Raw genomic sequence first — 19,768 nt, 5'->3', positions numbered from 1 at the left:
TCTGTCAGGCCGGTGGTCGGCAGAAACAAGGGGACGGCGCCGTGATCCGGCGAACGGTGAGGCTCAGGGCTGCGCCTCGATCAGGTTTCGCTCGTCTGTGGTTGGGGCGCGTCCGCTCTGCCGAAGACCTGCAGGAGGGCCCAGCCGGCGATGCCGCAGGTGGTGAAGATGTCGGCGACGTTGAAGATCGCGAACCAGTCGACCGCGATGAAGTCGACGACCTCTCCGCCCAGCGGCGTGTCCGCGGCTCGGCTGATGCGGTCCCAGATGTTCCCTGCGCCACCGCCGGCGGCGAGAGCGAGAAGTGCCGGTCCACCCAGCGGAGCCCCGCGGATGGTCCGCACGAACACCCACACCGTGAGGGTCACAAGAATGACGATCAGTCCGACCGCCAGTGCAGGTCCCAGCTCGGAGCCCATCCCGAAGGCGACGCCGGGGTTGAAGATCAACTCGAACCGCGCTCCGAGAGCGAGCTCGATCGTGCGTCCGTCTTCCAGCGCTGTCAGGGCCCAGCTCTTCGTGAGCTGATCAAGACCGAACGCGGCCGCAATCAGCGCAGCGATGAAAGCCACTCGGAGGACGAGCCTGTGCGTGGCGGGCATCAGAACAGCTCGAGGAGTCGAGGCAGAACACCCGACTCGATCAGGATGAACAGACCCAGGCCGATGAATACGGCAGGCACGAGCCAGTGCTCGACCCTCTCCAACAGCTCGGTCACCGTCTTGTTCGTGCCGACGACGCGAGCGATCAGGCACCACACCGCGACGAGGAGGAAGAACACGATGATCGTGACCACCGTGTCCGCGATCGGGCTCGTGCGGAATACGGGCGTGTAGAGGGAGATGTTGTCCGCGCCGTTCGCGATCGTGATCCCCGCAACGCCCAGCAGCCCGACCGCACTGATCGAACTCTCGTCATCGTCGTCGTCATCATCGCCCCTGCTGCGCAGGGTGCGGATGAGCCCGTACAGACCGATCGCCAGCGGGATCAGGCCCAAAAGCCCCACCCACTCATCCGGGATGATCGTCAACCCGGCGGCGGCAACGACGCTGATCGCGACGAGAGTCGCGAAGCCGAGGTACTGCCCCGCCACAACCTTCCAGCCCGGCAGCGAGCCACGGGCGGACGCGAGGAACAGCACCGTCAGAACCACGATGTCATCGATGTTCGTCGCAGCGAACAGTCCGATTGCCGCCGCGATAGTGCCGATCACGGCGCCACTTCCACGCCCCGACGGACCTCCGATGCGGCAGCGTCCACGTCACGTGCGCTCCGTGCTTCCGCCCCGAACGTGCCGCACAGATCCGCTTGGAACCCCGTCGCCTCCAAAAGTGCCTCAGCGGACTCGAGAAGATCGATCAGCTCCGGACGGGCCAACGAGTAGAACACCTGCCGTCCCTCTGCACGCCCCACGACCAGGCCGCACTCGCGCAGGCAGCTCATGTGCTCAGAAGCCGTCGACTGCGCCACGCCCAGCTCCGCCACTAGATCACTGACCCGAGCCTCACCATGCTGAAGTCGCCGCACGATCTGGAGACGCTTCGGGTCGGCCAAAGAGTGAAAGAGGGAGACGGCGGCAGAGGTGCCCCGCACGTGATCAATCGGCATGCACCGATGTTATCGACAGAAATCGATTTGAGCGACCACTGCCGAGGTGTTCGCGAACGATCGTTCACGAGACGGTCGAGCATCGCACCGCTGCTCTCGGCGTGCCGTGTTCCACGGCCCGTGTCCACGAGCAGCGGATGAAGGACCGCGAACCGTCGTGTACACAGCCACAGCGAGCTGAGGGCCGCGGCGTACCTATATATATAGGTAGATAGACCCTGAGGGGCGGGCCCCTCACGCTCCCCGGGGATCCCGTTCCGGGAGGCGCGAGCTGCGCTCGTGCAGCGGCGACGGAGCACCGCCTAGAGGTCGCCCGGCTGCGCCGGCCGCCGTTGGTCGCCCTACGGGCTCACACCCTTTTTTGCCGTGAAGCCTTCGGCGGCTCCCTCCGCTTCGCTGCGGTCGTAGCTACCTACGGGCTCCGTTCAAGTGGCTGCGCCACCGGCTCCTCCGAGACTTTCGGCACGCGGGAGCTTTGCTCCCTCACATCGCGCCGAAACTCTCTCCACCGCCGCCCTGCGGGTTGCACTGCGCCCTCCGGTTGCTCAGGCGGAGAACCGCCTTCCTTACCGTTATTTCCGTGGATTCGGAGCAGTTGTAGGCTCCGGAACGCGCCAGGGGTCCCGGGTATGGCTGACCGCCTTCAGCCGCCTGATGGCACGCCGTGATTAGCCGCCCGGGACCCCGCAACGGCAGGACCGCTCATTGAGAAACGCGACCAGATCGCCCCATAAGGACATGCCGGCACGGTCGTTCACGGCGCACCGCACCCTCAACGGAAGGACCCTGCATGCCACAACTCTGGGCCGGTATCGACGCCGGCAAGACCGAACACCACTGCGTCGTCATCGACACCAACGGAACCAAGCTGCTCTCGCAACGGTTCAAGAACCGAGAAACGGCGATCCTGACCCTGATGGGCGACGTCGCATCGCTGCCGGGCGGCACCGACGTCGCCTGGGCGACGGACCTCAACCACGGCGGGACGGGGCTGCTGCAGACGCTCCTGAACTCGCACGCGCAGCCGCTGTTCTACATCTCGGGCCGCGTCGTGCACCACGCCTCGGGTGCCTACCGGGGCGAGGCGAAGACCGACGCTAAGGACGCGGTGATCATCGCCGACCAGGCCCGGATCCGGCGAGACATGACGCTGATGCGCCAGGCCGACGAGGTCACCGCGGAGCTGCGCCTGCTCTCCGCCCGACGGGAGGATCTGGTGCACGACCGCACCCGCGCCGTGAACCGACTGCGCGCCATCCTGGTCCACTACTTCCCGTCGCTCGAGGGAGCGTTCAACTACGCGACGACCAGAGGACCTCTGGTACTGCTCACCCGATACGCGACCCCGGGAGCGATCCGGCGGATGGGCGAGAGCCGGCTGGCGTCATGGTTGAAGGGGCAGGGCTGCTGGAAGTCCGCGGCCGTGGCCAAGACAGCGATCGACGCTGCTCGCGAGCAGACATCGGTCGTCGTGGGGGAGGGCGCGGCGGCTCGGTTGGTGAGCCGATCCGCGCGTGATCTGCTCCGCATCCGCGACGAGGTCGCAGAGCTCGATGCGGAGATCGAAGCCGTTCTGCAGGACAGCAGGTCCGCGGATCTGCTGGTGTCCATCCCGGGGTTCGGGCGCAGGCTCGCCGCGGATTTCCTCGCCGCGACCGGTACCGACCTCGCCGCGTTTGAGACGCCTGACAGGCTGGCCAGCTTCGCCGGTCTCGCCCCGGTGCCGCGCGATTCCGGGAAGATCTCCGGCAATCACCACCGGCCACGGCGCTACGACCGGAGGCTGTTGAACGCCTGCTTCCAGGCAGCGTTCCTCGCGTCGAGAAACTGCCCGGTCTCGCGCTCGTTCTACGAACGGAAACGCCACGAGGGGAAGTCGCACAAGCAGGCGCTGATCGCTCTCGCGCGGCGCCGCATCAACGTCATCTGGGCGATCTTCCGCGACCAGACCACCTACAACCCCACCCCGACCCGGCCGAACGACCCCGTCACCCCACTTCCGCAGCACGGTCCAGATTCGCTATCGAGGAAGAGAACCGCTCCCGCTCTCGCGGCCGCTTGAAGCGTCCGGGCGAGCTCGGCCTGGATCCGGGCTGCGGGCACCCCTTGGAGCTCCCATCGGTCTTCGCGGAGGTCGCGCTCGTTCGGCTGGTGGACCCGTCAGTGGCGACGAGGAGGGATCGGGTGATGGTGTTCTGCAGGAGGCCGGTGAGGGTGCACCGATGATGCTCATCGCGCGCCTCCGAGCCAGAGTCCTGTTGCTGCGGCGATGACGCTGAGGAGGAGCGTGCCGAGGGCGTTGGTGGCGGAGGCGAGGCGGCGTCTTTCGGCGAGGAGGCGGACGGTTTCGAGGCTGGCGGTGGAGAAGGTGGTGTAGCCGCCGAGGAAGCCGGTGCCGAGGACGAGTCGCCACGGCTCGGGGGCGATGCCTGCGAGGGCGAGGCCGGTGATCAGGCCGAGGAGGAGTGATCCGGTGACGTTGATGACGGTGGTGCCCCAGGGGTAGGCGCCGCCGGTGCGGGCTTTGATGAGCCCGTCGAGGAGGAGCCGTGTTGCGGCTCCGATTCCGCCGGCGAGGGAGAGCGCGAGGAACAGTGCGGGTGTCATGCCGGCGCCTTCCTCTGCGTGCGTCGCCGGTGGAGTGCGGCGGCGAGGGCGATTCCGGTCCAGGACGCGAGGGCGCCGAGGAGGACGGTGCCGAGCGCGTAGAGCGCGGCGGGTGCGGGGTGTCCTGTGGTGAGCAGGTGGGCGGTGTCGGTGGCGAGGGTGCTGTAGGTGGTGAAGCCTCCGAGCGCTCCGGTACCGAGCAGCAGCCGTGCGGTGCGGCGTCGGCCTTCGTCGCTGCCGGCTCTGGCGAGGCTCTCCAGGAGTACGCCGAGTAGGAGCGCGCCGACGATGTTGATGGCGAAGATGACGGTGTCGAAGGCGGGATCGGCGGGGAACGCGAGGGTCAGGCCCTCCCGCGCCCCGGTCCCGACTGTGCCGCCGGCGGCGACGAGGAGGAGGTATCGCAGGCGCAGGTGCACGGGACGTGGCGTCCCGTCGGGGGCGTCCTCGACGTCGAGGTCGCTGTCGACCGGCAGCTCGGGGTCGGGGTCCGGGGGGCGGTGACGGTGGCGGTCGTCAGTCACGGGGAGTGGGACCTTTCGGGAGGGGGCGGGTCAGTGGGTGAGGCCGTAGTGCAGCGTGGGGTCGAGGTGCTCGAGGTCGACGAGGCGGTTGTACTTCGCGACCCTCTCACCGCGCGCGGGGGCGCCGGATTTGATCTGCCCGACTCCGGTTCCCACCGAGAGGTCGGCGATGAAGGTGTCGAGGGTCTCGCCGGAGCGGTGGGAGACCATGCAGCGCATGCCGGCGTCGTGCGCGGCCGCGATCGCGTCGAGGGTGCCGGTGACGGTGCCGATCTGATTGGGCTTGATGAGTGCGGCGTTGGAGTAGCCGTTGCGGGCTCCGTCGCGGATGCGGTCGGCGTCGGTGACGTAGAGGTCGTCTCCCACGAGCTGCACCCGGTCGCTGATGGTGTGGGCGAGGAGGGCCCAGCCCTCGTGGTCGTCCTCGGCGAAGCCGTCCTCGATGCTGCGGATCGGGTAGTCGGCGATCAGCTTCTCGTAGTAGCGGGCGAGTGCGTCGCGATCGAGGTCGGTGCCGGCGACGGTGTAGTGGCCGTCGCCGTGGAAGAAGCCGTTCGCGGCGGGATCCATCGCGATCGCGATGTCACTGGTGCCGGGCTGGTATCCGGCGTCGGTGATCGCTGCGACGAGGAGGTCCAGGGCGTCTTCGGGCCGGTCGATGGGGGGCGCGAAGCCGCCCTCGTCGCCGAGCCCGGAGGTGCCGTAGGCGGTGCGGACGCGGGCGGCGAGGGCGTGATAGATCTCGGCGCCGATCTGCACTGCCTCCTCCTCGGTGCCGGCGGAGACGGGGGCAATCATGAACTCTTGAAAGTCGAGGCCGTTCGCGGCGTGCGCGCCGCCGTTGATGACGTTGAAGTGCGGGACGGGCAGGGAGGCGGTCGCCCCGGTGTGATCGGCGATCCACCGATGCAGGGGCAGGCCGGTGCGCGCTGCGAAGGCGCGGGCGGCCGCGATGGAGACGGCGACGACGGAGTTCGCTCCGAGGCGGGCGAGGTTCGCGGTTCCATCCAGTGCTCGCAGCGCTTCGTCGATCTCGCGAAGCGAGGTCCAGGAGTGCTCGAGCAGGAGGGCGCGGATCTCGCCGTCGACGGCCGCGACAGCGGAGCGGACTCCGCGTCCGCCGAACGCGGGGCCGCCGTCGCGCAGCTCGACCGCTTCGAACGCGCCGGTCGAGGCGCCCGCGGGGGCGGAGGCGTCCAGGACGGTGTCGTCGTCTAGACGCAGGGTTACAGCGACGGTCGGGAAGCCGCGGGAGTCGAGGATCTGCCGTGCGGCGACGTCGGTGATGACCAGCGGGTGTCCGGCGGGGTGGGTGACGTACTCGCCCGATCCGTGGATGCTGGTGCGGGTGTGGCTGATGTAGGCGTTCATCAGGTTCCTCCTTCGTGGGCGAGCGTGATCGCCGCCCGGTCGGCTCTTGCGGGGTCGAGGTAGCGTCCGCTCCTCGAGATCGGTGTCCCGGACGGCCCGGTGTCGTACAGGTACGGCTGACCGGTCGGGATGTTCAGATCGCGGACCGCGGCATCGCCGAGGTCCTCGAGAAGGGCGCGCAGCGCGCGCAGGGAGTTGCCGTGCCCGACGATGAGCACCGTCTCGCCCTCCTCGAGGGCGGGCAGGATGCGCTCCGCGAGGAGCGGCTGCAGTCGGTGGACGACGTCGCGCAACGACTCCGTCTCCGTCATCGCCTCGGCCGGCTGCCCACGGAACGCCGCGGACCTGTGCAGCTGCGCGAAGGCGGCGGCGGACAGAGCAGGCGGGCGGACGTCCATCGACCGGCGCCACTCCAGGAAGGCGTCGGCCCCGTACTGGGCTCTGACGGCGCTTTTGGACAGGCCGGTGAGCGCTCCGTAGTTGCGCTCGTTCAGCCGCCACTGGGCCGCGACGATCCGCGGCCGCCCTGGAAGGGCGCCGGCGATGATCCGGGCCGATTCGGTGGAGCGTTGCAGGGTCGACGTGAGGATCAGATCGGGGTCGATCGATGCGTCCCTCAGGAGCGTCGCCGCCTGTCGCGCTTCGTCACGTCCGAGGTCGGTGAGGGGAACGTCGAGGACGCCGCAGAAGAGACCGTCGGCGTTGCCGGTGCTCTCACCGTGGCGCACGAGAACGAGCGGGGGATGCGCGGGCATGGGTCACCTACCTGGTCTCTGATCGAGAAGGTAGGAACCATCAGCCTCGGCGGCAGTTCGAGCTCACGCTCGGGCGGGATCCATCACCACTGCCGTCAGCCTACGCCCGCACCTCGGTCAGGACCAGGGCAGCGGCTCCGAATCATCGTCCGGGGAGAGGGGGATCATGAGGACCGGCCGGTGCTGACGGTGAGCGAGACGGGCGCCGACGGCGCCGGAGAAGACCTCCTGCACGGTTCGACGCAGAGACGGCTCCTTCGTGCCGACAATGATCATGACCGCATCGACACGGTCCGCGAGCGTCGCCAGAGCGTGTGCAACGTCACCGGCCATCTGATGCGTCTGCCACGGGACACGGTCACCGACGATCCGGTCAAGCCGCTCGAGGATCGCAGGATCGAACGGATCCTCGCTGCTGTCGGCGGCATCCGAATCCAACGGCATCGACCGCTCGACCAGCGGATCCTCTCCGAACTGCCCGTCGATGACGTACCGGCCCGTGTCCACCTGCACGAACTCCAACCGCCCCCCGAAACGCACGGCGAAGCGCAGCGCTTCCTGAATCACCGCTTCCGGCTGATCCGCCTGCACCCCGACCACGATCGCGTCCTCAGCCATCACGCGCACCTTTCCGATCCTCGTGCGCTCGGACGGAGAACAGTGACGCCGTACGGATCACAGCTGCTCCTATCTCCGCGCACACCACTGACAGAGATAGGGACTGTTGTCGACGTCGTCGAGGTTGGGTCCGGCGAGCCCCACCGCCGGAACGCACTGCGTTGATATCAGTGTGCACCCGCGCCGCCCCGCCCGCACCTGCAGTCAGGTCGCCGTCCGCTGGAGCCAGTGGAGTGTCGCAGATGCACTGCGGGCGACACCGGTGCCTTCCTCCCGGGTCTGGTCCCCGCCAGCGGCCCGCGCGTACACGCGCGGACGCTGCGGCGTACCCGGATCGGCTGCTACTGACCAAGCGCGCCTCGGGAACGAACGGCGGGATCACGCTCGACCCGACGATCGGGGTGTCGTCGAGGATGGCACGCGGTCGAACCGATCACCACGGAGACCACCGCGCGCGAGACGGTGAGAAGCAGCCCAGGCGCAAGGGGGTCTCGAATCGTCGTCGGCGCGGTTCACTCACTGCATGGATGGTCTGCCCTTCGTTGTTCTCGTCGTCATCTTTCTCGCCGCCGCCGCAGTGGTGTGGATCGCCGGCATCCAGTTGTCGAAGGCGACGGACGTTCTGGACGCGCGTCTGCACCTGGGGAGTGCGCTGGGCGGTCTGATCGTCCTCGCCGTCGCGACGAACCTGCCGGAGATCGCGATCACCGTGTCCGCCGCGCTCTCCGGGAACCTGGACGTCGCGGTCGGCAACATCCTCGGCGGCATCGCACTGCAGACCGTGGTCCTCGTCGTCCTCGACCTGTTCGGCAAGCGCGGAAAGGGTGCGAAGCCGCTCACCTACCGTGCCGCGTCCCTCACACTCGTGCTCGAGGGGCTCGTGGTCGTCGCGGTGCTCGCCGTCGTCATCGCCGGCAGCCAGCTGCCCTCCGGACTGGAAGTGTTGCGCCTGACCCCGGACGTCGTCCTCATCGCCGGCCTCTGGGTCGTGGGGCTGCTGCTCGTGCAGCGCTCCGGCAAGCACCTCCCCTGGCACGAGGACGGGCGGGCCCCCGACGCGACAGCATCCCCGGCGAAGAAGAAGACGCACCCGATGAGCACACGCAAGGCGACCATCGTGTTCACGATCTCCGCCGCGGCGACCCTCCTCGCCGGTGTCGTGCTCGAGCGCGCCGGTGACGCGGCATCCTCGCAGCTCGGTCTCTCAGGGGTGCTGTTCGGAGCCACCGTGCTCGCTCTCGCCACCTCCCTCCCCGAGATCTCGACCGGGCTGCAAGCCATCAAGCAGGGCGACGACAACCTCGCCATCAGCGACATCTTCGGCGGCAACGCCTTTCTCCCCGTCCTGTTCCTCGTCGCCACCGTCCTCTCCGGCACCGCGGTCCTCCCGCAGGCGAACTCGTCCGACATCTACCTCACCGCTCTCGCCGCCCTGCTCACCCTCGTCTACGTCGTCGGACTGATCTTCCGACCCACCCGCCGCATCGCCGGCATGGGGGTCGACTCGTTGATCGTGCTCGCGCTCTACACCGTCGGCATCGGCGGGCTCTTCGCCATCACCGCGACATGACGTCCGTGCCGCCGTGTGCAGATCGACCGGATCGCTGCAGCTCGAGCTGACACGGCCGCTGGCGTGATCGGCGTTGCGACGAGCCGTGCACCGGTCAGCGCATCTCGTGCGCGATCTCCAGGAACGCCGCCGCGGACGACCCGATGCGATCGGACCAGATGGCGCGGAGGGGTCGCACGAGTGCTGGTCCGCGGAGGGGCACTCGTATCAGTGAGCGCGCGGCGAGATCTGCTTCGACGGTGAGGATGCTCATGACTGCGGGCGCGATGCCGGCGCGGGCGTTCGCTCGGATGATCGCCGTCGTCTCAAGGATCGCGGCGGGAATCGCGGGTGCGAGCCCGGCGTCGTGGAGCCATGCTTCGAGGGTCGTCCGGGTGCCGGAGCCTTCCTCTCGCGTCAGCAGTGCGGTGCCGGCCAAGTCCTCGGCGCTGATACTCGCCGCGCGTGCCCAGGGGTGGTCCGGTGCTACGACGACAGCGAGTTCGTCCTCCGTGACCACGTGAGAGGAGAGCGTGGCCGTGGACGCCGGTGTCTCGACGAATCCGAGCTGCGCCGCACCGGATCTCACGAGCTCGGTGACCGTGGCTGAATTGCCGGCGATCAGCTGCACACTCACCTCGGGTGCGCGCTGTCGGAATTCGAGGAGCCAGCGTGGGAGCAGCAGTTCGGCGATCGTCTGCGACGCCGCGAGGACCAGTGAGCCGGTCGGCTGTCGCAGTGCCGCCGCGCCCGCCTCGAGGCGGCGGGACGCCTCGAGGACCGGGCCGGCCAACTCGAGCACGAGCCGGCCCGCGTCGGTCATCAGGGACCCGGTCGGAGAGCGGCGCACGAGCGGCTGCCCGATGGCGCGCTCCGCTACCCGCAGACGCGCCGAGACGGCCTGCTGGGTGACGCCGAGGGCTTCGGCAGCGCGGGAGAGCGAGCCCGCCTCGGCGATGCGTTCGAGCACCTCCAGCGTGTCGAGATCCAGGATCCGATCCGTCAATCGCCGCGTCGCCACAAGCACTCATTGTGCCCCGCCAACACGATCGCTGTATCGGCTGGGGACGGCGATGCTCAGGCTGGAGTCATGACAACTCTCTCCCCCGCCCGCGCATCTTCCTCGATCGGGCATTCTCCGCGGTCGAGGCGCTTGTTCCGGGAGCTGGAGCATCCGGGACTGATCGTGTCAAACCTGACGCCGAACTGGTTCGCGTCGATCATGGGCACCGGCATCGTCGCGGTCGCCGCCGCGTCCCTGCCACTCCAGTTCCCCGGACTGCGTACCGGGGCCACCGTCGTCTGGGCGATCGCCGCGCTGCTGCTCGTCGCGCTGACGGTCGCGACCGGGCTGCACTGGGTCCGCTACCGCGCTACAGCGATGAGGCACCACCTGAATCCGGTCCTCTCGCACTTCTACGGCGCGCCTCCCATGGCGTTTCTCACCGTCGGCGCGGGAACCCTCCTCCTCGGCAAGGACTGGATCGGCCTGCCCGCCGCTGTCACCATCGACTGGGTGCTCTGGACCGCGGGGACTCTCGGCGGGCTGGTGACGGCGGTCCTGGTGCCCTACCTCGCGTTCACCCGGCATGAGAACAAGCCCGATTCGGCGTTCGGCGGCTGGCTGATGCCGATCGTTCCGCCGATGGTGTCCGCTTCCACCGGCGCATTGCTGCTGCCGTACGCGCCCGCCGGGCAAGCGCGGGAGACGCTCCTGTGGTCCTGCTACGGCTTCTTCGGCCTCAGCCTGATCGCGTCGCTGGTGGTGATCACCCTGATCTGGAACCGGCTCGCGCAGCACAAGGTCGGAGCGGCGGGGATGGTGCCGACACTGTGGATCGTCCTCGGTCCGGTCGGACAGTCGATCACCGCTGTGAATCTGCTCGCCTCGAACGCGCCCACCGTCGTGGACGCCGGCACAGCGCGTGCGCTGCTGGTCGTGGCTCTGGTGTACGGCTTCGCGATGCTCGGCTTCGCGCTGCTCTGGACCGTCATCGCCCTCGCGATCACCCTCCGCACCGCGAAGGAGCACCTGCCGTTCAGTCTGACGTGGTGGTCGTTCACGTTCCCCGTCGGCACCTGCGTCACCGGACTGAACGGCCTCGCCCTGCACTCCGGTCTCACGGTCGTCGCCGGCCTCGCCGTGCTCTACTACGTCGGCCTGGTCGCCGCGTGGATCATCGTCGCCGCCCGCACCTTCCACGGTTCCGTGATCCGCGGCACCCTGCTCGCACCACCGCGACCGGCCTGACCGGGATCGAGGACCATCGTGGACATCCGAACCCTGAACGCCCTCGCCGAGACCTGGCGGAGTACCGCGGACGCGACCGGACGCTTCGTTCCGGGCTTCGATCCCCGCTCCGGCGGCACCGCCAGTCGCGTCCTGGTGCTGATGCAGTCACCCGGCCCTCGGACGATCGCCGCGGGATCCGCTGCCGTCTGCAGCGAAGACAACCTCGGGCCCACCGCCGCCGCGTTCCGGGCGGCCCGCATCGAGTCCGGACTCCCCCGCGACCACTACCTCCGATGGAACCTCATCCCGTGGGAGATCCCTGGCCGCATCCGCCCCGCGGACATCGAGCAGGGCCGGCTCGCGCTCGGTGAGCTGCTGGAGCTGCTGCCCGCGCTCGACGCCGTCGTCACCTACGGGACCGTGGCGCTCGACGGGGTCATGCGCCACCTGACCCTGCACGATGATCCCCGAGTCGTCCCCGTCCTCGCGGCACCGCACCCCTCACCGGCCAACGGACGTCACCGCGCCGACCAGCACCTCCGCTCCGTGAACGCGCTCCGCCTCGCGAATCGTCTCGGATCCGGTCGGCGAGTCGCAGACTGACGGCACCGAAGGCAGACGTCCGCGGCTCGGTCGGCACCGGTCCTCGTGACCGATGAGGCGCTGATCTCAGACGGTCCCCGTCCGCGGACCGCTGACGGGAACGGCCTGGTCGTCCACGATGTCGACGGTGTACGCCGCGCCGTGCTCGAGCGTGTGGCCGACGGTGCACTGACGGTCGACCGCCCGGCGGGTGCGCTCGGACAGTGAGGCGATCCGCTCGGGATCGAGCGCCGACAGGTCGGCGCGGATCACGGCGGTGATCGAGTCGTAGCGGTCCTCACCCTCGGGCTTGGTCGCGGTGATGTCGGTGGTCGCTTCGAAGTCGGCTCCGAGCCGGCTGGCGAGGATGTGGTCCGAGGAGAGCATGCCGCAGGCGGCGAGGGCGAGGTGCAGCAGCTCGCCGGGCGAGAACACACCGTCGGCCTCCGACCCGCCGATGCGGACCTCGGCTCCTCGCGCGTTGCGGCCGATGAAGCTTCTAGGGCCCTCGCGGGTGATGTGCAGCGGCGTGGTCTCGGTGCTCATGGTCTGCTCCTGTCCGGTGTCCGCGGCACCGCGGGCAGTGTCGGTGTCTCCTGCGGGTGGATGGTGTCTCAGGTGTCGGTGCGGACGAGGGGGGAGTTCGTGCCGCGGACCCTGATGTCGACGCCGGTGATCTCCGACCGGGCGATGCCCGTGGATGCCGCCAGGTCGACGGCGCGCTTCCCGGCCGCCGTCCAGGTGGCGACGGTGGTCGTGCTGCCGTCTGTGCGGGTGATCACGAGTTCGTACTCCGCGTCGGCGGGCGCGTCACCACTGTAGGTGCAGCTCCACTCCAGCCGGGTGCCCCACGGCTTCCCCTCGACCTGGATGTCCGCAGCGAGAGCGGGATCGGCCGCGATCGGGTCCATCGGTTCGAGGGTCGCCTCGCTCGCCACGGGAGCGCCCGCGATGCCCGTGCCGAGAGCGACGCCTCCGAAGACGGAGGCGGTGACGGCGGCCGCGACGGCGAGGGACGTCACCAGCCGGCGCCGACGTCGGTGCGTCCGGACACGGTGGGCGATGGCGGGCAGCGTCACCATCGACGGCGGCGCGTCGTCGCCGTCGTCCGATGCGCTGATGGCGAGAGCGTCCTCGACGGAGAGGCGACCGACGATGCCGGGCAGTCCTGCCAGCTCTGCCACGGCCGCGCGGCAGTCCGCGCAGCCGCTGAGGTGCTGCTCGTACTCGAGTCGCTGATCCGCGGGGAGAGCGCCGAGGACGTAGGACGCGTCCCAGTCGCGGTACTCGTCCTCCGTCGCAGAGCTTCCGTGGTGGTCGTTCATCGGGTGACGCCCCTTTCCTGCAGAGCCAGTCGCAGTCCGCGCAGTCCGTAGTGCAATCGGGATTTCGCTGTTCCCTCGGGGATGGAGTGCCGGCGGGCGATCTCGGGGACGGTGTGTCCGAGGAAGTACGCGTCCACCACGATCTGACGATGCTCCACCGACAGCGATGCGAGAGCGTCGGCGACGAGGATGCTGTCCAGGACCGCGTCGGTGCGATCGGGGACGGCGCCGCCGCCGTCCTCGTCCTTCGCCGGCACTTCGCGTCGGCTCCGAGCGGAGCGGGCGTCGTCGATGACGAGGTTGCGGGCGACGGTGAACAGCCACGCGCGAGCGGCGTCGGCGTCGCGTTCGAGGACCTGCGGGCGCTGCCAGGCCCGGACCATCGTCTCCTGCACGACGTCCTCCGTCAGAGCCGCGTTCCGAGTGAGGTTCTGCACGAATCGCCGCAACGCCGGGCCGTGACTCTCGTACAGCGCCGCCAGGAGCTCATCGACGGGGCGGGGCACAGTGCTCACCGCCTCGAAGCGCCACGGCGCACTCCGTCATCTCGGTTGCTCCGATCACTGCGGGTCATCCCTTCCGGTCCTTGCCTGTCGAGAACCGGCGACCCGTCCGGGCGATGCGCTTCGCTGCGCGGGGACGGGTCGCCGTCGCATCAGGACGCCGGGGTGGCGGTGCTCATGCCCGCAGCTTCCTTGTTCATCGTGCCGTCAGGGAGGAGGACGTACCAGGCGTCCTTCACACCCTGCCCGTTGACCTGGCCCGGTGCGGTGTCCTTCGCGAACCGGTAGACCGGCCATCCGTCGACGGTCAGCTGGGTCGTCCCGTCGGTGCGCGTGATCGAGCCGACCTCTCCGGTGATCCCATCCGCGGCGGTCGTGCTGGACGCCGACACGGCCGGCCAGGTCGTGGCGCACTCGTCGTAGCAGCTGCTGCTGCCCGAGTTCTGCGTGTCCTTCGTGAACGTGTAGACGGTGGAGCCGGCCTCGTCCGTGATGATCTCGCCCAGCGGCGAGGACGCCGTCGTGAGAGCCGCCGTCTCAGCGGAGGCGGAGGCGGTGGCGGAAGGGCTGTCGGCCGGCGCTTCCGACGAGGCGGCCGAGCCGGCGGCCGTCGAGCATCCGGCGAGAAGGACGGCGGCGAACGCCGCAGTGGTCACAGTGGTCGCGATTCGCTTGAGCATGATGCCTCCTGTAGTGCGGGGGCCGAGGTGGTCCCACCGAGGACACGACACAGCAGTCGCGGACGTTCAACGAGGCGAGAAGATCGCTGGGAGAGCATCCGCGCGGCGGGCGGCTTCAGCGAGAGCGACGATCCGTTGCGCGCTCCTTCGCGTGAAGGCCCGAGGCAGCGCGCTGCTCTCCATCCCCGCGCAGACCGAGGCGAACGAGCACGCAGACCGCCAGGGAACGGTACCCGCGGCCGTACTGCTGAGGATCCGGGCCACCTCGTCAGGTGGGATCGGGCTTCGCTGTATCGCCACGAGGCGGACGCCACTCGGCGCGCTCCTGCTCAAGAGCAGACAGCCTCCCAGTAGAGGCTCGTCCTCTGGCCGATCGAACCCCCTCGGCGGAAGTCTCCGCGAGCAAGCAGACGCCGACCTCGGTCGGCGCTGTGGTGTGCGCTGCGCGCATTTTTGCCTGGAAGCCTTCGGCAGCGTACGGGCCTGCGGCGTCCACGCAAGCCGCTGCGCGGCCGGCTCCTCCGAGGTTCCCGCCACGCGGTCGCTGCGCTCCCTCACATCGCGCCGACAACCTCTCCTCCGCCGCCCTCCGGGTTGCGCTCCCGCCTCCGCCTCTGCTCGGCACTACGTGCCTTCCAGGCAAAAAAACGCTGGGAGAGAAGGAAGAACAGGCGAGCCAGACCACCCCCGCTGGCTTGACAAACCTGATTGAGAATCACGGCAAAAAAACGATGAGGAAGAGGAAGAGAAATGCAGCAGATCACGACCGTCAGCACCTTCGTCCCGGCCGCCACCGAGGAGGGGATGCGCACCCAGTTCCGCAAGATCGCGGAGCGCGACGAGGACCTTGCCGCCCACGCACGCAACGGCTGGGCGCTCGCGCACACCGCCACGATCCCCGGAACCGAGGGCGTCATGTTCGTGGACACCCTCACCCGCACCCAGCAGTAGCCCGCACCACCATCGAGGAGGAAACGCCATGTCAGACACCATCACCACCAGCCCCGCGGCGGAGGAGCCGACCCTCCTCGACGCGGTTGCCGAGTTCGCCTCCGTGTTCTCCCACGGGGACACCGCCGACGACCTGGCCGTCCGACTCAGCTGTGCCGAGGTCGACGCGCTGGCCGGACTCCTGCGAGCATTCGGACGTGACGAGGCCGCGGACCTGTGGATCGCGGAGCACGCCACGGACGACGACGAGGGCGATCGGCACCACGCTGAGGGAGGATCGGAGCGATGAGCGAGCAGCAGGCCACCCCCGACGCGGTGGCGATCTACCAGGCGGCCGTGGCGACGTTCGCGGTGACTCTCTCGGACCCCGCCGTCGCGGAAGCGATCGCCCCGACGCTCACGTGCGCGCGCGCGACGCCGATCATCGACCTCCTCACCGAGGCAGGACACCACGACGCCGCCGAGCAGTGGGCCGAGCTGCACGCCTGGACCCGGCTCAACGACGAGCACGACCCGCACCGCGGCGACGAGTCGGACGGGTGGGCCGACTGATGCTCACGGTCTACTCGAAGCCGTCGTGCGTGCAGTGCACCGCGACCTACCGCGCGCTCGACGCGAAGGGCATCGAGTACGACGTCGTGGACCTCACCACCAACCCGGCCGCGCTCGAGTACGTCATGGAGGAGCTGGGCTACTCCGCCGCCCCCGTCGTCGTCGCCAGCGATCAGGACCACTGGTCGGGGTTCCGCCCCGACCTCATCGACAAGCACGCGGCATGAGCGGCGAGATCCCGAGCGATGAGTTCCGGGCCGGATACCTCGCCGGATTCGCGGACCGGCAGGCCGAGGTGGACCGGCTGGAGAACGACGCCGACCGGCTCTACCGCGCCGCCTACGGCGACGAACGCCGCATCCCCGGTCAGTACGTGACCCGCGCCGAGCTCGAACAGCGCAGAGCGCTGTCCGAGCCGCCCGTGGAAATCACCCGGCGCGAAGCGCTCGCATCCTGGGGGATCGAACCGCCCGCCGACGACCCCACAGACACCCCCGCGGCCGAGCCCGCGACCGAGAGCCCGTCAACGTCGACGGGACCCACGAACCGCACGAGCAGGAGACGACAGATGAGCACCAGGACGATCACCGGCAACCTCGCCACCGACCCCGAAGCCGTGCAGGCGGGCCGCGTGCAGATCGTGAAGCTGCGCGTCATCGAGAACACCGGCGAATACCGCGGCGGCGAGTGGACCCCGCACGAGGCCCCGACGACGCACTTCGTGGAAGCGAAGTTCGAGCTGGGCGAGCACGTGCTCGCCTCCCTCCACAAGGGAGACGGCGTGATCGTCGTCGGCTACGAGCGCACCGTCGCCTGGGGCGAAGGCGAGAACCGCCGCACCGGCCGCGTCCTCGAAGCCGACGCCATCGGCCCCAACCTCACCCGCGCGACCGCCGTCGTCACGACGGCCGCGCAACGCACCCCCCACCGCAGCGCCGCCCCGCGGCTGAGTAAGTTGGTCGGCATGTGGGACGTGATCGCTCTGCTGCTGGCCGTGACGGCTGCTGCGCTCGTCGCCGCCGGTGTCGTGCCGCTGTATCGCGACTCCGAGCTCCACTCCGCGCAGCTGTCCGAGGTCGCGGTCGACAAGCGCGCCCGAGCCCGCGGCGCTCTCGTGGCGGCCGTTGTCCTCTTCTCCGCAGCGGCCGTCGCCCTCCTCGCCGGGACGGCCTGAACCCCTACGCCGAGCCGTCCGCGAGCCGGAGCACGTAGAGGATGACGTGATCCTCCGGGATCGCAGCGCGCACTTCCGCGATCGCCGCGGCCGACGTCGCCGCGTTGCTCTGCACAACCGTCGATGCCGATTCAGCGCGCGTCCGGTGTGCCAGTTCCCACATGCTCCCATCGTCGCACCCGGCGCCGATGGGAGCGGCGGACCGGCAGTGCCGGCCCACGAGGGGGAGAGCCCCCTCGACCCCCCCACCCGAGCACGTGGAACGGCCGCGCGCTCGAGCGGGAGTCAGCTACGAGGACGCGGCTTGTACTTCTTCCCCGCCCGGATGTTCCGGTTCTCGATCACACCGACGACGGCCAGGCCCGCGGCGACGAGGACGATCAGCGACCACCCGAGCACGTTCAACCAGGTGCCGTTGAAGGCCGCGTAAGTCTGCTCGCCGGCGATGGAGAAGAGCATCAGCGACAGCCCGAACCACACCATGCCGTTACTGATCAGCGCGGCACGCGCGAGCTTGGTCCGAGGCTTCGACATGCCCTCACCCTCCCACCGCAGGCTGGACGTGTCCACGGCGCCAGCAGGAGTTGCTTTCCGTGCGTAGAGCGCAGTGCCAAGATCGGGCATGACCTCCCTGCCTGACGCCTATGTCGACTCGATGCCCACTGATCCCGACCTCCTGATGGAGCTCGGCCGCGTCGCATGGGCCGCCGCTCGTCTGCACGCCGGCGTCCGAGACGCGATCGGTCGGCACCTCGGCGCCTCCACCGATGAACCGTTTACGAAGACCCTCGGTCAGGCAATCAGCCAACTCGAAACGTTGGCCCGCCTCGCTCGCCGTACCGACCAGCTCGACTGGATCACCGACGTCGGGCGGCCCGCCAAGGACAAGCGCAACGCGGTCATCCACGCAGTCACCTACACCGCGACCGACGGCCGTCAGGCGATTACGACGTCCGACGGATCGGCGCCGGGCAGATTCCTGAACCCCGAGCTGCGTGCGGTGACGCTCGAACTCATCGAGGCGCACACGGACCTCCCGCTGTAGCCGGTCACGGAAACAGTGGTTCGACTGTCCACACAAGGGGAATGACGTTCGCCGCTCCTCCTACGACGACAGCGGACCCAAGAATGAGCACGTCGCGCCACGCGGCGGTCGGCCCTGACGTCGCCGCTCTCTTCACGAAGTCAAGAAGAGCATCGGCGGCGCGTCCTTCCTGCATCGCTTCGACGGGCCAAAACTCTGACGCAAGAGAAGGGTCCACGGGAGTATTGGCTTCCGCGTCAATTCGACGTGCCTCCCTCTGAGCGCCCAGGGCAAGCCGGATCAAGCCCCAGAGGCTAGCCCCCGCGGCGTACAGATTCATTGCGATGAGCCAGCCGCTCATGACGAGCGACTCTCACCGGTCGACGATCCATCCGCGGGCAGAGGGAGGGGGTCAAGCAGGTGGGGCCCGTTGTTGCGGACGCTATTCACGTCGCGGGACACCTCGTAGTGCTCGAGGTCGTGCGCGACCGAGTAGGACTCCCGGTCGAGCAGCTGCATCAGAGCGTCGACGTCGAGGTGCCCGCCGAGCCAGTCGTCGTACCCGTCCGGCGTGATGCACGCCGGCATCCGATCGTGAACCTCACCCGGCGCCACATGCGAGTCCCGGGTGATGATCGCCGTCGACAACCGCCACTTCTCCGGATCGTCCTCCGCCTTAAACGGATCCGGCCACGCCGAGACGATCCCCGCCATGGCGAGGGCCGCGTCGGGCTCGTAGATGAAGTGCGGCTGCTTCCCCGTCTCGGTCACCGTCCACTCGTAGTAGCCGGCCGCCGGGATCAGCACCCGCGACGTCGCGAACGCCTTCCGGAACATGGGCGAGCTCGCGACCGTCTCGATCCGAGCGTTGATCGGCTGCGGCCGCTGCTTCTTGAAGTCCTTCGCCCACACCGGGACGAAGCCCCAGTGCACCATCGGCGCCGACCGCTCCCCGTCGCGCTCCCGCACGACGGTCACCGGCGACGTCGGCGCCACGTTGTAGTTCGGTCGCAGACCCCCGAAGTCGGCCGAGACGAGATCCGGCAGCAGAGCCGCCGTGGAGTCCTTGACGACGAAACGACCACACATGCGCTCAACCGCGGATTTTCTTGAAAGCACCCACCAGTGCTGCAACACAACCCGCACCAGCTGCAACCAAGGCGACTGTAGGCGCCCAGTCTGGGGCGTACTTCTCCACAGCGCCTCCGGTGGCCACGGCGACACCGAGCACCAGGACGCCGATGCCCAGCACGGCTCCCACGGTCTCGAGCCGGTTTCTAGGCGTGAACGCCAGGCTGAAAAATTCGGCTCCGATGCCGGCCGCTGATGCGCCGACTCCGTAGAGAATCACTGCCTGCGTCGACTCTTGGGTGAACATCGCCCCCAGAACTATGGCGCCGGCAGCTTCTACGAGCGCGATCACGGCGGCGATCACAAGAATGACCTTCCATGTCGTGCGAGGGGTTGTCCGAGACTGCCCTGAGACAGGAATCGGTGGTGAGGGTGGAGTCTGTGCGGTCACGCGACGATTATGTCGCGGCCGAGATAACTGGTGCTCGCACCTAGCGCCGCCTCCCGGGGTCGACAGGGAGAAGGTCTGCACTGTCCCGTACGGGGATCGTTCACCGGTACACGCATGAGCGACACCGACCGCCGCGAAATGTAGAGATGATCGCTCTGTGGCGGTGTTCTGCGATCGCATTATGGCGGCA

At 68.9% G+C, this 19,768-nt stretch carries 28 protein-coding genes and 1 riboswitch; of the genes, 10 read left to right on the top strand and 18 right to left on the bottom strand.

Annotation, left to right across the window (positions count from 1 at the left end):
* Positions 1–80 precede the first annotated feature (80 nt).
* Genes C5D08_RS15165 through C5D08_RS15155 form a run of 3 tightly spaced genes read right to left on the bottom strand, consistent with a single transcriptional unit; the run spans position 81 to position 1,608 of the window.
* Positions 81–602: a signal peptidase II gene (locus C5D08_RS15165; RefSeq protein ID WP_104277739.1), complete on the bottom strand. Its 522-nt coding sequence runs from the start codon at positions 600–602 to the stop codon at positions 81–83.
* Positions 602–1,213: a cadmium resistance transporter gene (locus C5D08_RS15160; RefSeq protein ID WP_055794455.1), complete on the bottom strand. Its 612-nt coding sequence runs from the start codon at positions 1,211–1,213 to the stop codon at positions 602–604. Before C5D08_RS15160 ends, C5D08_RS15165 begins: the two co-directional genes overlap by 1 nt.
* Positions 1,210–1,608, bottom strand: a complete 399-nt coding sequence (locus tag C5D08_RS15155) for a helix-turn-helix transcriptional regulator (RefSeq protein ID WP_055794452.1) — start codon at positions 1,606–1,608, stop codon at positions 1,210–1,212. Before C5D08_RS15155 ends, C5D08_RS15160 begins: the two co-directional genes overlap by 4 nt.
* A gap of 790 nt (positions 1,609–2,398) precedes the next feature.
* Between C5D08_RS15155 and C5D08_RS15150 the strand changes: the two genes are divergently transcribed.
* Entirely contained in the window at positions 2,399–3,670 is a 1,272-nt protein-coding gene (locus C5D08_RS15150) for an IS110 family transposase (protein ID WP_258067428.1), read from the top strand.
* A 167-nt stretch (positions 3,671–3,837) separates the two neighbouring features.
* Here the strand turns inward: C5D08_RS15150 and crcB are convergent, their stop codons facing one another.
* The 5 genes from crcB to C5D08_RS15125 all read right to left on the bottom strand — a co-directional run bounded on the left by crcB (position 3,838) and on the right by C5D08_RS15125 (position 7,483).
* Positions 3,838–4,215 (bottom strand): fluoride efflux transporter CrcB, encoded by a 378-nt coding sequence (gene crcB, locus C5D08_RS15145; RefSeq protein WP_104277738.1) that lies wholly within the window; start codon positions 4,213–4,215, stop codon positions 3,838–3,840.
* Positions 4,212–4,739 (bottom strand): CrcB family protein, encoded by a 528-nt coding sequence (locus C5D08_RS15140; protein ID WP_258067427.1) that lies wholly within the window; start codon positions 4,737–4,739, stop codon positions 4,212–4,214. The genes crcB and C5D08_RS15140 overlap by 4 nt, the downstream gene beginning before the upstream one ends.
* Positions 4,740–4,769: 30 nt before the next feature.
* The gene (gene eno / locus C5D08_RS15135; RefSeq protein WP_104277737.1) at positions 4,770–6,110 is read right to left on the bottom strand and encodes a phosphopyruvate hydratase; all 1,341 of its coding nucleotides are present in this window, start codon (positions 6,108–6,110) and stop codon (positions 4,770–4,772) included.
* Positions 6,110–6,865, bottom strand: coding sequence for a 2,3-diphosphoglycerate-dependent phosphoglycerate mutase (locus tag C5D08_RS15130; RefSeq protein WP_104277736.1), 756 nt, complete (start codon positions 6,863–6,865; stop codon positions 6,110–6,112). The genes eno and C5D08_RS15130 overlap by 1 nt, the downstream gene beginning before the upstream one ends.
* A 24-nt stretch (positions 6,866–6,889) precedes the next feature.
* Positions 6,890–6,962: riboswitch (Fluoride riboswitch) on the bottom strand.
* A 20-nt stretch (positions 6,963–6,982) separates the two neighbouring features.
* Positions 6,983–7,483 (bottom strand): universal stress protein, encoded by a 501-nt coding sequence (locus C5D08_RS15125; RefSeq protein ID WP_146079716.1) that lies wholly within the window; start codon positions 7,481–7,483, stop codon positions 6,983–6,985.
* 523 nt (positions 7,484–8,006) lie between these two features.
* Here C5D08_RS15125 and C5D08_RS15120 point away from each other — a divergent pair.
* Positions 8,007–9,053, top strand: coding sequence for a sodium:calcium antiporter (locus C5D08_RS15120; RefSeq protein WP_104277734.1), 1,047 nt, complete (start codon positions 8,007–8,009; stop codon positions 9,051–9,053).
* 94 nt (positions 9,054–9,147) lie between these two features.
* Here the strand turns inward: C5D08_RS15120 and C5D08_RS15115 are convergent, their stop codons facing one another.
* Positions 9,148–10,002, bottom strand: coding sequence for a LysR family transcriptional regulator (locus C5D08_RS15115; protein ID WP_374953345.1), 855 nt, complete (start codon positions 10,000–10,002; stop codon positions 9,148–9,150).
* 216 nt (positions 10,003–10,218) lie between these two features.
* Between C5D08_RS15115 and C5D08_RS15110 the strand changes: the two genes are divergently transcribed.
* Positions 10,219–11,283, top strand: a complete 1,065-nt coding sequence (locus tag C5D08_RS15110; RefSeq protein WP_258060519.1) for a TDT family transporter — start codon at positions 10,219–10,221, stop codon at positions 11,281–11,283.
* Positions 11,284–11,301: 18 nt separating this feature from the next.
* Positions 11,302–11,868, top strand: a complete 567-nt coding sequence (locus tag C5D08_RS15105) for a uracil-DNA glycosylase family protein (protein WP_258060518.1) — start codon at positions 11,302–11,304, stop codon at positions 11,866–11,868.
* 66 nt (positions 11,869–11,934) lie between these two features.
* Here the strand turns inward: C5D08_RS15105 and C5D08_RS15100 are convergent, their stop codons facing one another.
* The 4 genes from C5D08_RS15100 to C5D08_RS15085 form a co-directional block, all read right to left on the bottom strand.
* Complete coding sequence (locus C5D08_RS15100; RefSeq protein ID WP_104277730.1) at positions 11,935–12,393, bottom strand: OsmC family protein; 459 nt, start codon at positions 12,391–12,393, stop codon at positions 11,935–11,937.
* Positions 12,394–12,461: 68 nt separating this feature from the next.
* Positions 12,462–13,172, bottom strand: a complete 711-nt coding sequence (locus C5D08_RS15095) for an anti-sigma factor (RefSeq protein WP_104277729.1) — start codon at positions 13,170–13,172, stop codon at positions 12,462–12,464.
* Positions 13,169–13,678, bottom strand: coding sequence for a sigma-70 family RNA polymerase sigma factor (locus C5D08_RS15090; RefSeq protein WP_056865923.1), 510 nt, complete (start codon positions 13,676–13,678; stop codon positions 13,169–13,171). Before C5D08_RS15090 ends, C5D08_RS15095 begins: the two co-directional genes overlap by 4 nt.
* 149 nt (positions 13,679–13,827) lie before the next feature.
* Positions 13,828–14,355: a hypothetical protein gene (locus tag C5D08_RS15085; protein WP_056045783.1), complete on the bottom strand. Its 528-nt coding sequence runs from the start codon at positions 14,353–14,355 to the stop codon at positions 13,828–13,830.
* 750 nt (positions 14,356–15,105) lie between these two features.
* On the opposite strand from C5D08_RS15085, the gene C5D08_RS15080 reads away from it, so the two are divergent.
* The 5 genes from C5D08_RS15080 to C5D08_RS17115 are packed head-to-tail and all read left to right on the top strand — an operon-like array spanning position 15,106 to position 17,032.
* The gene (locus tag C5D08_RS15080; protein WP_104277728.1) at positions 15,106–15,306 is read left to right on the top strand and encodes a hypothetical protein; all 201 of its coding nucleotides are present in this window, start codon (positions 15,106–15,108) and stop codon (positions 15,304–15,306) included.
* Between the two features lie 28 nt (positions 15,307–15,334).
* Positions 15,335–15,595: a hypothetical protein gene (locus C5D08_RS15075; protein WP_216848815.1), complete on the top strand. Its 261-nt coding sequence runs from the start codon at positions 15,335–15,337 to the stop codon at positions 15,593–15,595.
* Positions 15,592–15,858 carry a hypothetical protein gene (locus tag C5D08_RS15070; RefSeq protein ID WP_104277727.1) on the top strand — a complete coding sequence of 89 codons (267 nt, stop codon included), beginning with the start codon at positions 15,592–15,594 and terminating at the stop codon, positions 15,856–15,858. The genes C5D08_RS15075 and C5D08_RS15070 overlap by 4 nt, the downstream gene beginning before the upstream one ends.
* Positions 15,855–16,085, top strand: a complete 231-nt coding sequence (nrdH, locus tag C5D08_RS15065; protein ID WP_104268997.1) for a glutaredoxin-like protein NrdH — start codon at positions 15,855–15,857, stop codon at positions 16,083–16,085. Before C5D08_RS15070 ends, nrdH begins: the two co-directional genes overlap by 4 nt.
* Complete coding sequence (locus tag C5D08_RS17115; protein WP_181110228.1) at positions 16,082–17,032, top strand: hypothetical protein; 951 nt, start codon at positions 16,082–16,084, stop codon at positions 17,030–17,032. Before nrdH ends, C5D08_RS17115 begins: the two co-directional genes overlap by 4 nt.
* Before the next feature lie 4 nt (positions 17,033–17,036).
* On the opposite strand, the gene C5D08_RS17110 is transcribed toward C5D08_RS17115, so the two are convergent.
* Positions 17,037–17,195 (bottom strand): hypothetical protein, encoded by a 159-nt coding sequence (locus tag C5D08_RS17110; RefSeq protein WP_181110226.1) that lies wholly within the window; start codon positions 17,193–17,195, stop codon positions 17,037–17,039.
* A 122-nt stretch (positions 17,196–17,317) separates the two neighbouring features.
* Positions 17,318–17,566 carry a hypothetical protein gene (locus C5D08_RS15055; protein ID WP_104277726.1) on the bottom strand — a complete coding sequence of 83 codons (249 nt, stop codon included), beginning with the start codon at positions 17,564–17,566 and terminating at the stop codon, positions 17,318–17,320.
* Positions 17,567–17,654: 88 nt separating this feature from the next.
* Here C5D08_RS15055 and C5D08_RS15050 point away from each other — a divergent pair, with 88 nt between their 5' ends.
* Positions 17,655–18,077 (top strand): hypothetical protein, encoded by a 423-nt coding sequence (locus C5D08_RS15050; protein WP_104277725.1) that lies wholly within the window; start codon positions 17,655–17,657, stop codon positions 18,075–18,077.
* 4 nt (positions 18,078–18,081) lie between these two features.
* On the opposite strand, the gene C5D08_RS16780 is transcribed toward C5D08_RS15050, so the two are convergent.
* The 3 genes from C5D08_RS16780 to C5D08_RS15040 are packed head-to-tail and all read right to left on the bottom strand — an operon-like array spanning position 18,082 to position 19,491.
* Complete coding sequence (locus C5D08_RS16780; RefSeq protein WP_146086128.1) at positions 18,082–18,417, bottom strand: hypothetical protein; 336 nt, start codon at positions 18,415–18,417, stop codon at positions 18,082–18,084.
* Entirely contained in the window at positions 18,414–19,145 is a 732-nt protein-coding gene (locus C5D08_RS15045; protein WP_104277724.1) for an SOS response-associated peptidase, read from the bottom strand. Before C5D08_RS15045 ends, C5D08_RS16780 begins: the two co-directional genes overlap by 4 nt.
* Before the next feature lie 4 nt (positions 19,146–19,149).
* On the bottom strand, positions 19,150–19,491 hold the full coding sequence (locus tag C5D08_RS15040; protein WP_104277723.1) for a hypothetical protein: 342 nt from the start codon (positions 19,489–19,491) through the stop codon (positions 19,150–19,152).
* Positions 19,492–19,768: the final 277 nt, after the last annotated feature.

This window comes from Rathayibacter sp. AY1B6 (assembly GCF_002932755.1).
Taxonomy (GTDB): Bacteria; Actinomycetota; Actinomycetes; order Actinomycetales; family Microbacteriaceae; genus Rathayibacter.
The sequence above is the reverse complement of the archived record's forward strand: the minus strand, read 5'-3'. Positions and strand labels throughout refer to the sequence as shown.

Excerpts from the sequence above, each read along its gene's own strand:
- C5D08_RS15130 (WP_104277736.1), bottom strand. The coding sequence starts at position 6,865 with ATGCCCGCGCATCCCCCGCTCGTTCTCGTGCGCCACGGTGAGAGCACC.
- crcB (WP_104277738.1), bottom strand. The coding sequence starts at position 4,215 with ATGACACCCGCACTGTTCCTCGCGCTCTCCCTCGCCGGCGGAATCGGA.
- C5D08_RS15080 (WP_104277728.1), top strand. The coding sequence starts at position 15,106 with ATGCAGCAGATCACGACCGTCAGCACCTTCGTCCCGGCCGCCACCGAG.
- C5D08_RS15095 (WP_104277729.1), bottom strand. The coding sequence starts at position 13,172 with ATGAACGACCACCACGGAAGCTCTGCGACGGAGGACGAGTACCGCGAC.
- C5D08_RS17110 (WP_181110226.1), bottom strand. The coding sequence starts at position 17,195 with ATGTGGGAACTGGCACACCGGACGCGCGCTGAATCGGCATCGACGGTT.
- C5D08_RS15150 (WP_258067428.1), top strand. The coding sequence starts at position 2,399 with ATGCCACAACTCTGGGCCGGTATCGACGCCGGCAAGACCGAACACCAC.
- C5D08_RS15045 (WP_104277724.1), bottom strand. The coding sequence starts at position 19,145 with ATGTGTGGTCGTTTCGTCGTCAAGGACTCCACGGCGGCTCTGCTGCCG.
- eno (WP_104277737.1), bottom strand. The coding sequence starts at position 6,110 with ATGAACGCCTACATCAGCCACACCCGCACCAGCATCCACGGATCGGGC.
- C5D08_RS17115 (WP_181110228.1), top strand. The coding sequence starts at position 16,082 with ATGAGCGGCGAGATCCCGAGCGATGAGTTCCGGGCCGGATACCTCGCC.
- C5D08_RS15050 (WP_104277725.1), top strand. The coding sequence starts at position 17,655 with ATGACCTCCCTGCCTGACGCCTATGTCGACTCGATGCCCACTGATCCC.
- C5D08_RS15070 (WP_104277727.1), top strand. The coding sequence starts at position 15,592 with ATGAGCGAGCAGCAGGCCACCCCCGACGCGGTGGCGATCTACCAGGCG.
- C5D08_RS15155 (WP_055794452.1), bottom strand. The coding sequence starts at position 1,608 with ATGCCGATTGATCACGTGCGGGGCACCTCTGCCGCCGTCTCCCTCTTT.
- C5D08_RS15165 (WP_104277739.1), bottom strand. The coding sequence starts at position 602 with ATGCCCGCCACGCACAGGCTCGTCCTCCGAGTGGCTTTCATCGCTGCG.
- C5D08_RS15075 (WP_216848815.1), top strand. The coding sequence starts at position 15,335 with ATGTCAGACACCATCACCACCAGCCCCGCGGCGGAGGAGCCGACCCTC.
- C5D08_RS15100 (WP_104277730.1), bottom strand. The coding sequence starts at position 12,393 with ATGAGCACCGAGACCACGCCGCTGCACATCACCCGCGAGGGCCCTAGA.
- C5D08_RS15125 (WP_146079716.1), bottom strand. The coding sequence starts at position 7,483 with ATGGCTGAGGACGCGATCGTGGTCGGGGTGCAGGCGGATCAGCCGGAA.
- C5D08_RS16780 (WP_146086128.1), bottom strand. The coding sequence starts at position 18,417 with ATGAGCGGCTGGCTCATCGCAATGAATCTGTACGCCGCGGGGGCTAGC.
- C5D08_RS15055 (WP_104277726.1), bottom strand. The coding sequence starts at position 17,566 with ATGTCGAAGCCTCGGACCAAGCTCGCGCGTGCCGCGCTGATCAGTAAC.
- C5D08_RS15085 (WP_056045783.1), bottom strand. The coding sequence starts at position 14,355 with ATGCTCAAGCGAATCGCGACCACTGTGACCACTGCGGCGTTCGCCGCC.
- C5D08_RS15120 (WP_104277734.1), top strand. The coding sequence starts at position 8,007 with ATGGATGGTCTGCCCTTCGTTGTTCTCGTCGTCATCTTTCTCGCCGCC.